The organism is Pedobacter arcticus A12, assembly GCF_000302595.1.
Taxonomy (GTDB): domain Bacteria; phylum Bacteroidota; class Bacteroidia; order Sphingobacteriales; family Sphingobacteriaceae; genus Pseudopedobacter; species Pseudopedobacter arcticus.
Genome location: NZ_JH947127.1, coordinates 910,382 through 922,258 on the forward strand (window position 1 = coordinate 910,382; position 11,877 = coordinate 922,258).

Below are 11,877 nucleotides of genomic sequence, written 5' to 3' on the forward strand. Positions count from 1 at the left end.
ACGGAAAAAGCCCTATTTTTACCAAAACATATTTTTAGAATGGATGTAGAGTTAAAAAGCGAGTTAAAAGGAATTTACTGCAATTCGCTTACACAATATAGCAGGTTTATTACTAGAGAGGTTAACATTGGTGGCGTAAAAATGGGAGGCACACAGCCTATCCGTATCCAATCAATGACGACAGCTTTCACCATGGATACTGAAGCTTCTGTTGCGCAAAGCATAAGAATGATTGATGCCGGTTGCGAATATGTGCGGATTACTGCGCCATCACTCAAAGAAGCACAAAACTTAGCAGAAATAAAAAAAGGTTTGGCAGAAAAAGGCTACCATACGCCTATTGTAGCGGATATTCACTTTACACCTAACGCAGCCGAACTCGCAGCAAAGCTCATAGAAAAAGTAAGGGTAAACCCTGGAAATTATGCCGATAAAAAGAAATTTGAAGAAATAGATTACACGCCTGAAGCTTATGAAAAAGAGTTGGCAAGGATAAAAAAGAAATTTGCACCACTGGTAGAAATATGTAAAGCCCACGGAACAGCCATGCGGATTGGCACTAATCACGGCTCACTTTCTGACCGAATTATGAGCTGGTACGGCGATACGCCGAAAGGAATGGTGGAATCTGCGATGGAGTTTATTAGAGTTTGCCGTGAGCTGGATTACCATGAACTGGTGATTTCGATGAAATCAAGCAATACGCAGGTAATGGTGCAGGCTTACCGCTTGTTGGTGCAAACCATGGTTGCCGAAGGGATGAATTACCCTTTACACTTAGGTGTTACTGAAGCTGGTGATGGTGAAGATGGCAGAATTAAATCGGCAGTGGGGATTGGGACTTTATTGGAAGACGGCTTAGGCGATACTATTAGGGTTTCCTTAACTGAAGAGCCTGAATACGAAATTCCAGTAGCGCAGGCTTTGGCGCAACGATACGAACAAAGAAAATCTGTTGCTCCAGAAGCGGTAGAAAAGCCGGATTTTGAAATACCAGCGAGTTATTCGCCTTTTGAGTATAACAAAAGAGCATCGGCAGAATTAAACACTTTTATCGGCGGACATCAAGTACCGCGGGTGGTTTTGGATTTATCTGACCAAAATCTAAAAGATGCACAAATTTTAGCGCCTGCCGGCTACAATTATTCGCCAATTTTGGATAAATACAATATGGGCGACCAGTCCATAGATTTTGCTTATTTGGGCAATGAATTACCGTCGTTCAATTTTCCTGGGAATTTAAAACAGCTTTATAACTATAAAACTTGGCTTTTGCTGAAAAGCAAGATGAATTGTCATCCGCTGTTTTCGTTGAAGGAATATTTAACAGCTACAGAAAAAGACAATTCGTTAAACTTGGTGAGTGTTTGTAATAAAGATTTAGATAGTGATGATTTTGCTGCTTTGCCTTTTGATAAAACGTTGGTTTTTGTTTTAGAGACGAGTGAAGAGCATGGAATGGCCGACCAAAGAGCTTTCTTTTTCAAGCTGATGAATGCTGGAATTGACACGCCTGTGATTATAAAACGAAACTATACTTTTAAAGATTCTGAATCTATAGGTGAAAAAGAATTAAAAACTCAGTTACACGGCGCTACAGATTTAGGTGCTCTGCTTTTAGATGGTTTAGGAGATGGCGTTTGGCTAGATGCCCCTCAAGTTTCTACAAAATTTAGAGTTTCTACTTCTTTCGGGATTTTACAGGCAACACGTTCACGTATTTCAAAAACAGAATACATCAGTTGCCCAAGTTGCGGACGTACACAATTTGATTTACAAGAAACTACGCAAATGATTCGGAGTAAAACTGATCATTTGAAAGGTGTAAAAATTGGGATTATGGGTTGTATTGTAAACGGACCAGGAGAAATGGCGGATGCCGATTATGGCTATGTTGGAACAGGACCCGGAAAAATTACTTTATACCGAAGCAAAGAGGTTGTTAAGAAGAATGTAAGCTCTGACAATGCTTTGGATGAGTTAATAAATATTATTAAAGCCGACGGTGTTTGGGTGGAGAAGGAAGTTTGAAAAGTTTGAGGTTGTAAGTAGTAGGTGATAAGTTTTAATAACGTTCTTTCCAAAAGAATATAAAAGATAAGCAAAACATGAATGGGGGCTTTAGTGCATCAGCAGGAATAACTAAATCAGAACAAGTCGTTCGGATTTAATTTCAGAAATTCCTGCCAAGGTAAACCGCCGTTTCCAATCATTAAAACCTTATCAGGATGGTACATTTTATTGAAGGCATTCATCCCGTTTGTAATTTTGGTGTTGTTAGTTTTTACTTCCAAGCCTATCACTTTCCCTCGTTTTTCTAGTACAAAATCCAACTCCTCATTTCTATGTCGCCAATAATAAACTTTAAAATTATGGGTTAAACCCGAGTTGACTAAATGGCTACCGATAGAAGACTCAACCATACGCCCCCATTCTTCTTTATTCTTTAAAATCTCATCAAAATATTCAATCCGCTGGGCGCTGATTAATGCATTATTATGTACTTGAAATTTTGGACTGGACGAACGTTTTCTAATTACATCAGCAGCGTATTTTTCAATCCCAGCTAGTAAACCGGCTGTATCTAGCAAATCCAAATAATTGGAAAGCGTAGTAGTATTCCCTGCATCTTGCAACTGTCCCATTACTTTGGTATATGATAAAATCTGACCAGAATACAAACAGCCCAATTCAAATAAGCGTTTCATTAAAGCAGGCTTGTCAATCCGAGTGAGCATTAAAATATCTTTTGATATGCTGGTTTCTATCAACGCATTATTTACGTAATTTTTCCATCGTTCCTCATCGTTGATTAACGAGACAGAACCCGGATAAGCCCCAAACCAAACGTATTGCTCTGCCGTAAAACCAAAAGCTTCTTCCATTTCCGAAAAACTCCAGTGCGCTACGTAAGTGCTTTCAAACCTCCCTGCTAAAGATTCAGTTAAGCCTTGCTGTAATAACAAGCGTGACGAACCCAAAAGGATAACCTTTAATCTAAGCTTGTTCTTGGTGTCTTCATCCCATAATTTTTTTACAATTTCGCTCCAGTTATCAATCTTTTGAATCTCATCAATGACCAATAAAAAATCCTGGCTTTCTGCATTGCTATTTAACAACCTAGCTTTCTCCCATAATGCCGAAATCCAAGTTTGATCTGATGCCGGAACAGCATCTGCTGATTCAAAAATATAAGGATAACCGATTTGCGTTGTTAATTGTTCAATTAAAGTTGTTTTACCGACTTGTCTTGGTCCCATTAACACTTGAATAAACTGTCTTGGCTCGTTCATACGTGTTATAAGTTTCTCTAAATAAGCTCGTTGGAACATGATTTACAAATTACTCAATACATTGAGTAAAATTACTCAATGTATTGAGTAAAATGAAATTAATCATAAAATACTTTAATTTAACGTTAGAAAATTAACGGAATTATTGAACAATAAATGCTATTGAAGCATCTACAAAATACTGTAAATCTGTAGGAAGTTCTTTTTTGGCATAAGGATGGGAGGCTCCTAGTACATGGTTTCCGCCGGTTAATATCAAGAGTGCAGACGCTTTTTGTAAGCGGTGAAATTCTTCAGCAACCTCTACTTTTACAGCAGAATCTTCGGTTCCTTGGGCAATTAACCATGGTTTATTTAACGAACTAGCTGCCGATTGTAAATTATAATCTATTTCATGTGCTAAAACATCATTTAACAAACCTACAGAAAGTGGCATCTGTTGTTTTGTTCTACCGTTTAAGATGTAGCGTACTCCCGTTTCTTTCCAATCGGCTTCATCTTCTTTATTCCACAAGCTCCTAAAACTAGGTATAGCAGCCAAAGTGATTAACTTAATAATTCTTTTATCTTTCGTTGCTTGCAAAATGGACAAGGCTCCTCCTCTACTATGGCCTAACAAAACAAACTTTAGATTAGGAAATCTATTTTTTGCGTAGGTAATTACCTTGTCTAAATCATAAAGTTCTTTGGTGGGTGTATTATTGGAAAAAGATTGAAGATCATTAACATCAGATAAATCTTCGGGCTTTACACCACTGTGTGAAAAGTTGAATTTCATGAAGTAGACTCCCGCCTTAGCAAAAGCTTCCGCCATTAATTCATGCGTTCCCCAATCTTTAAATCCCTTAAAACCATGAACAAAAATCACCAGATAATCAGGATACGCGTTTGCATAAGTAATGTCGCCAACAATAGCCTTATCATCTGCACCGCTAATCTTAAAGTATTCTTTGCTCAATGTATTTACATTCATGCGCTAATTTTAATTTATTGAAATCTACGCTTGTGCAGTTGGTCCACCAAAATTAAATGGCATCCCACCGTTATTGTCACCACCAACTTTAATTGTTCCGTTAGACATTTCAAACTTCGCTATATTATCTTCTAAAGCACTCATTAAGCGCTTTGCATGGTCTGGCGTTAATACAATTCTACTTTTAACCTTTGCTTTCGGCACTCCTGGCATTACTCTGATAAAATCCAGTACAAACTCACTATTTGAATGCGTAATGATCGCAAGGTTTGAGTATGTACCTTCTGCCATCTCTTCGGAAAGCTCTATGTTTAATTGGTTGTCGTTTTGTTCTTCCATAAGGCTAAAATAGAAATTCCACTTGTTAAATAGGGTATGCTTTATTTTTTTTTGAATCTGAACACGTAAAAGCACTTGAGTGATAATTTCATTATCAATAAAAAAAGCAACATCGTTTTTTCCACAATGTTGCTTCTTAATATTTTTTAATTTAAAATCTATTCTGGCTCCACCATTAAAGTTACCCCAGAAACAGCATCCTTAATTTTAGCTTCCAGTTCATCAGAAAGTTCTGGGTTATCCATTAAAAGTTGTTTAACAGAATCTCTTCCTTGTCCTAATTTGGTATCGCCGTAGCTAAACCATGAACCTGCTTTTTTTACAATGCCATATTCAACACCTAAATCAACAATTTCCCCAACTTTAGAAATTCCCTGTCCAAACATAACGTCAAACTCTGCAATTCTAAAAGGCGGTGCAACTTTGTTTTTCACGATTTTTACCTTCACACGGTTACCCGCTACTTCATCGCTATCCTTAATCTGCGCAATACGACGAATATCTAAACGAACCGAAGCATAAAATTTCAATGCATTACCACCGGTTGTAGTTTCTGGACTACCGAACATTACCCCAATTTTGTCACGCAATTGATTGATAAAAATACAGCAACAATTAGTTTTACTGATGGTTCCGGTTAACTTACGTAAAGCTTGAGACATTAAACGAGCGTGTAAGCCCATTTTAGAATCTCCCATTTCGCCTTCAATCTCACTTTTTGGAACCAATGCCGCAACAGAGTCAATCACAATTACATCAATTGCTCCAGAACGGATCAAATTATCAGCAATTTCTAAAGCTTGCTCTCCGTTATCTGGTTGCGAAATCAGCAAGTTCTCTATATCAACACCTAATTTTTTAGCATAGAACTGGTCAAAAGCATGTTCAGCATCAATAAATGCAGCAATCCCACCTTTTTTCTGTGCCTCAGCAATAATATGCGTAGCTAAAGTAGTTTTACCTGAAGATTCTGGACCATAGATTTCAATTACTCTACCTTTTGGCACTCCGCCAATACCCAAAGCTATATCCAAACCTAAAGAACCCGTAGAAATAGCCTCCATAGCTTCTATTGGCGCATCGCCAAGTTTCATCACAGCTCCTTTACCATAAGATTTCTCTAACTTATCTAAGGTTAATTGTAATGCTTTTAATTTGTCACTACTTGCTTTATCGTTGCTTGCGGCCATGTATGTTTTTTTAGTATTTGTCTTAATTATTTTCTTTAACAATGCAAAAATGCTAATTTTTTTGGTAAATCCAAATTTATAAATATAAACTTAACTAAGTACCTTGGCATTTCAAATTAATGTGAATAAAATGCTTACTTAATTGCTCGTTTTTTTAATTCTCTAGCTAATTTATCTTTCTTTAATTTCAGAGATTTCTGTTTTGCCTTCTTAATTTCTGCTTCTTCTTTCTTTTTAAACGCGGTGGGCGTATTGTGCTGGGCATAGTATTTACAGAAATGACTGATGGGGCAAATATCACATTTCGGACTGCGGGCAACACAGATATATCTACCATGTAAAATCAACCAGTGATGGGCAATATGAATTTTATCTTCAGGAAGGTATTTCACCAGTTGTTTTTCTACCGCTAAAGGCGTTTTTGCTGCTGTAGTTAAACCCAAACGATTAGAAACCCTAAAAACATGCGTATCCACCGCCATTGTTGGCGCATTATAAATTACAGACGCAATTACATTCGCCGTTTTACGTCCAACGCCTGGCATTTTTTGCAAATCATTTATTTCTTCTGGCACTATCCCTTTAAATTCACTGAGCAGAATTTTCGCCATCCCCACTAAATGTTTTGCCTTATTATTAGGATAACTTACTGAACGGATATAGTTAAAAACTTCATCAGAGGTTGAGGATGATAAAGATTCTGGCGTGGGATACCGCTCAAATAATTTGGGAGTAATTTGATTGATGCGCTTATCTGTACACTGTGCAGAAAGTATTACAGCAATCAGTAATTCAAACGGATTAGAATAATTTAATTCTGTTTCTGCCTCAGGCTGATGTTTTGAAAAATAATCTACAAAAGCTTGGTAGCGATCTTTTTTTAGCATTATCGGTTATTTTTTAAAGCTATCGCTTTTTGTAAAATTTATCGTCAAACCACTTTGCAGGATTGTTTATAATGTAGTGAGAAATGTTTTGATAAGCCCTTTCGTCTCTGATGATGTGCTCATAATAATTGCGTTGCCACAATTTTCCCATTGTTTTATTTTTAGATTTAAAAATCTTTAAACAAGTGTTTGAAACGAGTGATTTATATGCGCCGACTATATCTGGAACGCTTGCTGTCGGGGCGGGGCTCGCCCCCGCCCTAAACCGCTCTGCTTGAACATCAAGTTCTGCTAAATCATTAGGCTTTGCTGAATCATCAAGCTTTACTAAATCAATATGAGCTGCGGGTGTTTGGGCAACCGCGAGGGTTGCCCCGACGTTGACATCAACATCTTTCAAAACAATAATCCCATGCATATGATTCGGCATAATCTGAAATACATCTAATTCAAAACAATCAAATCTTTCTGCAAGCTTAATCCATTCTGCATAAGCAATCTCTCCTAATTCATTCAACATCATCCCGTCCTCATTTACTTCGCCAAATCGGCAAGCCATTTTTTCACAACAAATTGTAATAAAATAAGCTCCTGCTTTTGAGTAATCATATCCTTTTAAACGGATTGATCTACGATGATGAATTCTCGGATCGTATTTCATTTCAAAATAATAGACCTTTAAATTTAAAGATTTTTATCAGAAATAAAATCAATTTACACGATAACTAAACTTTCGCTTTCTTCATACTCTCCATTTCCTTTTTTAAGAAAACGCCCGTAAAACTCTCCTTAACCTTAGTCAACCCTTTCGGTGTACCTGCATAAACAATGTTTCCGCCGCCAGAGCCACCTTCTGGGCCTAAATCCACAACATAATCCGCAACTTTAATCACATCTAAATTATGCTCAATTACCAAAACCGTGTTTCCTTTATCAACCAACATATTCAACACGCCTAAAAGCACATTGATATCCTCAAAATGCAAACCGGTAGTTGGTTCATCTAAAATGTAAAAAGTGTTTCCGGTATCTTTTTTAGAAAGCTCTGTTGCCAGTTTCACCCTTTGTGCTTCTCCGCCAGATAATGTTGTAGATGACTGACCTAAAGTAATGTAACCTAACCCAACATCTTTTAATGTTTTGATTTTACGATAGATTGAAGGAATATTCTCGAAGAAATCACAAGCGTCTTCAATGCTCATATCCAGCACATCAGAAATTGATTTCCCTCTAAAACGAACTTCTAAAGTTTCGCGATTATAACGTTTACCACCACAAGCTTCACACGGAACCTGTACATCTGGCAAAAAGTTCATCTCAATCACCTTCATTCCACCACCTTGGCAAGTTTCGCAACGCCCACCTTTTACGTTGAACGAAAAACGGCCAGGTTTATAGCCTCTAATCTGCGCTTCTGGCAATGCAACAAATAAATTCCTGATATCAGAAAAAACGCCAGTATAAGTTGACGGGTTTGAACGAGGAGTACGTCCGATCGGCGTTTGATCAATTTCAATTACTTTATCAATATGCTCTAAACCTTTAATTTCTTTAAAAGGCATTGGTGTTTTTTTAGCTCTAAAAAAGTGCTTGTTTAAAACAGGATAAAGCGTCTCGCCAATTAAAGTCGACTTTCCACTTCCAGAAACACCGGTAACGCAAATAAACTTCCCTAAGGGAAAATCAACACTTACATTTTTTAAGTTATTTCCAGATGCTTTTTTCAATGATAAAACATGACCGTTTCCTTCTCTTGTTTTTGCAGGAATTGCAATTTCTCGCTCTCCGTTAAGGTATGACGCTGTTAAAGTGTTAGAAGCTAAAACCTCCGCCGCTGTTCCTTGTGCAACTACTTGTCCGCCTTTAACCCCTGCTGCGGGTCCCATATCTATCACGTAATCGGCTTCTAAAATCATATCCTTATCATGCTCAACCACCAAAACGGTATTGCTTAAATCACGGAGGTTTTTCAATGCTTTTATCAAACGATCATTATCTCTTTGGTGCAAACCTATGGAAGGTTCATCCAAAATATACATCACGTTCATCAGTTGCGAACCAATTTGCGTAGCCAAACGAATACGTTGTGCTTCCCCTCCTGATAAAGTTCTGGCAGTTCTGTCCAGCGTTAAATAAACTAAACCAACATCCAATAAAAAGCCAATTCGTGAGCGAATTTCTTTCAAAATCTCTTTTGCAATTACATTTTGGCGTTCGCTTAATCTACCCTCTAAACCATCAAACCATATTTGCAGGTTGCTGATATCCATCGAAGCCAATTCAAAGATATTCTTCTCATCAACTTTAAAATGGAGCGATTCTTTTTTAAGCCTTGCACCTTCGCATAAAGGACATTTTTTCAAGACTCTAAAAGCCTCTAAATCCATACTGCTTGTGCCTGCTTTTTTCTCGTTCTGTTCTTCAAGCATTTTAATAATGCCATCAAAATCTATCTGGTAATTTTGAACGTTCCATTTATTGTACTCTACCGGAACGGTAATTAATTCCTCTGTTCCGTGAAGCAAAATATCAATAGCTTTTGGATCCAGTTTCTCAATAGGTTGCGATAATGAGAATCCATACTTTTTACCTAAGGCTTTGATCACTTGGAATATCCAAGTTTCGCGATAATCGCCCAAAGGAGCTAAGCCACCGTTTAAAATGCTCAGTTTTCTGTTCGGGATAACAGATTCTTCATCTACATCAAAAATATAACCTAAACCATCACACTCTGGGCAAGCACCGTAAGGCGAGTTGAACGAGAAAGAATTTGGTTGAGGCTCATCGTAAGATACGCCCGTTGTTGGGCACATCAAATACTTAGAAAAATGGTAGCTGTTATTTTCCTTATCAGATATTTTAATAATTCCTTTAGCAATTTTTAATGCAGACTGGATAGAATCATATAACCGCTTTTTATCGTTTTGTGATACAATTAAACGATCAACAACGGTTTCGATATCATGAATTTTATACCTATCTAATTGCATTTTAGGCACAACATCTATAATTTCTCCATCTACACGCACTTTCAGATATCCTTGCTTACGGATTTGTTCAAAAAGTTCGCGATAATGCCCTTTTCTTCCCTTTACAACTGGCGCCAAAATATTGATAGGCTTTCCTTCAAATTGCATTAAAATTTGGTTCATTATCTGATCTTCAGACATTTTCACCATTTTTTCACCAGTGTTGTAAGAGTAAGCATCGCCAATACGGGCATAAAGCAACCTCAAAAAATCGTAAATTTCTGTAATTGTACCTACTGTTGAGCGTGGGTTTTTGGAAGTGGTTTTTTGTTCGATAGCAATAACCGGGCTCAAACCCGAAACTTTATCCACATCGGGGCGTTCCATGCCACCCATAAACTGGCGGGAATATGCAGAAAAAGTCTCCATATACCTACGCTGACCTTCGGCGTAAATGGTATCAAAAGCTAAGGAAGATTTCCCCGAACCGCTTAAGCCAGTAATTACTACCAGCTTATTGCGAGGAAAAGAAATATCTATATTTTTTAAATTATGAACTCGGGCACCGTAAACTTCAACCTCACTTTGTTCACCCAAATCAATTGGCTTATCACTCATGTTTTTGTATTCTCCTTCTGTAATTAAAACATCAAACACGTTTTTGTTTTAAAGCCTGCAAAATTAACGAAAAAAGGGCGCATTTTTTGAACAGGCTTGTTCTTTAGAATGTCATTTAACTACTTGACTTTTTGAGAAAAGCCACCTCTACAATAAATTATTTTTTCGAAGCTATTCTAAAAAACCAATCCCCAAACCCAGTTTACAAAAACAAAAGTCAGTATAATAGAAATCACATTCAAGGCAAAACCAGTTTGAACCATTTCTTTGATGGTAATTTTTCCCGAACTAAAAACAATTGCATTTGGCGGAGTAGCAACCGGCAACATAAAAGCACAGGAAGCAGCAATTGCAGCGCCTGCCAAAAGTGGCAAAGTTTCTACTCCTAAAGAAACACTTAAAGTAACCAAAACAGGCAAAATCAAACTTGCTGTTGCTGTGTTAGAGGTAATTTCTGTTAAAAAGTTTATTACAGCAATCACTAAAACAACAATAGCAAAAGCCGGTAAAAACTTTAGGTATATAAAATAGCTGGCTAGCCAAGTAGTTAAATCTGTTTGTGCAAAACCTTTCGCTATCGCCAATCCTGCACCAAAAATCAACAATACGTCCCAAGGTAATTTTCTAGCACTCTCCCAATCCATCAAGTTGCCCTTTCCCTCTCCAGCCGGAATCAAAAACATCAATACTGCACCAACAATGGCAATAATAGTATCATCCAAACCGGGAATAATTGGTTCCCAGATAAAAGAGCGTGTAAGCCATAAAAAAGCGACAAACACAAAAACCATAGAAACCCGCTTTTCCTGCACAGAAATTTTAGGGAGTTTGTCCATCTCAAAACATTCCGCATCTGCTTCCTTCTCAATTTTATACCTTGTTAAATAAAACCAAGTAATCAACAGTAAGACAATGCTGAGTGGGGTTGCAAACATCATCCACTTAAAAAAAGAGATTTCTGCACCTAAAGATTCCTTAACAATTCCTGCTAAAATAATATTTGGAGGCGTACCAATTAAAGTCGCCACCCCACCAATGGATGCCGCATAAGCAATACCCAACATGAGATTTTTACTAAAGGGCTTTCTATCTCCAAAATGATCCACCACAGATAAACCGATAGGCAACATCATTACGGCCGTTGCAGTGTTAGAAATCCACATCGATAAAAATGCAGTAGCAATCATAAACCCCAAAATCACTCGCTTTTCACTGGTTCCAACTACCTCTATAATGTTAAATGCAATACGCTGGTGTAAATTCCATTTTTGTATGGCAAGTCCTATAATAAAACCTCCCATAAAAAGATATATCAGTGGATGGCCATATGAAGTGGTAATTTCTGCCAGCTTTAATCCGCCGGATAAAGGAAAAATAACAATCGGTAAAATAGAAGCTACCGGCAATTCTACCGCCTCGGTAATCCACCAAAAAGCGACCCATAATGTACACGCCATTACCGATTTCCCTTCTGTAGATAGGCCTTCTATCGGCAAAAACATCACCAATGCAAACAGTACGGGTCCTATAAAAAGGTTGATTCTTTTCCAGTTCATCGAACTAAATTATCACAATTCGGCTTAAATTTTGAATATCTGCAAATTATTA

The 11,877-nt window shown here is 37.5% G+C and carries 9 protein-coding genes; 1 reads left to right on the forward strand and 8 read right to left on the reverse strand.

Annotated features, from left to right (window positions below):
- The first annotated feature begins 39 nt into the window (after window positions 1-39).
- Complete coding sequence (ispG, locus tag B176_RS0115685) at window positions 40-2,031, forward strand: (E)-4-hydroxy-3-methylbut-2-enyl-diphosphate synthase (protein ID WP_017259779.1); 1,992 nt, start codon at window positions 40-42, stop codon at window positions 2,029-2,031.
- Window positions 2,032-2,147: 116 nt separating this feature from the next.
- On the opposite strand, the gene B176_RS0115690 is transcribed toward ispG, so the two are convergent.
- The 8 genes from B176_RS0115690 to B176_RS0115730 form a co-directional block, all read right to left on the reverse strand.
- On the reverse strand, window positions 2,148-3,293 hold the full coding sequence (locus B176_RS0115690; RefSeq protein ID WP_237739842.1) for an ATP-binding protein: 1,146 nt from the start codon (window positions 3,291-3,293) through the stop codon (window positions 2,148-2,150).
- Between the two features lie 142 nt (window positions 3,294-3,435).
- Complete coding sequence (locus B176_RS0115695) at window positions 3,436-4,266, reverse strand: alpha/beta hydrolase family protein (RefSeq protein ID WP_017259781.1); 831 nt, start codon at window positions 4,264-4,266, stop codon at window positions 3,436-3,438.
- A 24-nt stretch (window positions 4,267-4,290) separates the two neighbouring features.
- Window positions 4,291-4,605, reverse strand: a complete 315-nt coding sequence (locus B176_RS0115700) for a DUF3467 domain-containing protein (RefSeq protein WP_017259782.1) — start codon at window positions 4,603-4,605, stop codon at window positions 4,291-4,293.
- Window positions 4,606-4,763: 158 nt separating this feature from the next.
- Complete coding sequence (recA, locus tag B176_RS0115705; RefSeq protein ID WP_017259783.1) at window positions 4,764-5,795, reverse strand: recombinase RecA; 1,032 nt, start codon at window positions 5,793-5,795, stop codon at window positions 4,764-4,766.
- Window positions 5,796-5,929: 134 nt separating this feature from the next.
- A complete protein-coding gene (gene nth, locus B176_RS0115715) occupies window positions 5,930-6,682 on the reverse strand; it encodes an endonuclease III (RefSeq protein WP_017259784.1) in 753 nt (250 codons plus the stop codon).
- A gap of 19 nt (window positions 6,683-6,701) precedes the next feature.
- Window positions 6,702-7,343 (reverse strand): transposase, encoded by a 642-nt coding sequence (locus B176_RS0115720; RefSeq protein ID WP_017259785.1) that lies wholly within the window; start codon window positions 7,341-7,343, stop codon window positions 6,702-6,704.
- A gap of 64 nt (window positions 7,344-7,407) precedes the next feature.
- Entirely contained in the window at window positions 7,408-10,269 is a 2,862-nt protein-coding gene (gene uvrA / locus B176_RS0115725; protein WP_026063385.1) for an excinuclease ABC subunit UvrA, read from the reverse strand.
- 176 nt (window positions 10,270-10,445) lie between these two features.
- A complete protein-coding gene (locus tag B176_RS0115730; protein WP_017259787.1) occupies window positions 10,446-11,825 on the reverse strand; it encodes an SLC13 family permease in 1,380 nt (459 codons plus the stop codon).
- Window positions 11,826-11,877 lie beyond the last annotated feature (52 nt).

Excerpts from the sequence above, each read along its gene's own strand:
- ispG (WP_017259779.1), top strand. The coding sequence starts at position 40 with ATGGATGTAGAGTTAAAAAGCGAGTTAAAAGGAATTTACTGCAATTCG.
- B176_RS0115690 (WP_237739842.1), bottom strand. The coding sequence starts at position 3,293 with ATGAACGAGCCAAGACAGTTTATTCAAGTGTTAATGGGACCAAGACAA.
- B176_RS0115695 (WP_017259781.1), bottom strand. The coding sequence starts at position 4,266 with ATGAATGTAAATACATTGAGCAAAGAATACTTTAAGATTAGCGGTGCA.
- B176_RS0115700 (WP_017259782.1), bottom strand. The coding sequence starts at position 4,605 with ATGGAAGAACAAAACGACAACCAATTAAACATAGAGCTTTCCGAAGAG.
- recA (WP_017259783.1), bottom strand. The coding sequence starts at position 5,795 with ATGGCCGCAAGCAACGATAAAGCAAGTAGTGACAAATTAAAAGCATTA.
- nth (WP_017259784.1), bottom strand. The coding sequence starts at position 6,682 with ATGCTAAAAAAAGATCGCTACCAAGCTTTTGTAGATTATTTTTCAAAA.
- B176_RS0115720 (WP_017259785.1), bottom strand. The coding sequence starts at position 7,343 with ATGAAATACGATCCGAGAATTCATCATCGTAGATCAATCCGTTTAAAA.
- uvrA (WP_026063385.1), bottom strand. The coding sequence starts at position 10,269 with ATGAGTGATAAGCCAATTGATTTGGGTGAACAAAGTGAGGTTGAAGTT.
- B176_RS0115730 (WP_017259787.1), bottom strand. The coding sequence starts at position 11,825 with ATGAACTGGAAAAGAATCAACCTTTTTATAGGACCCGTACTGTTTGCA.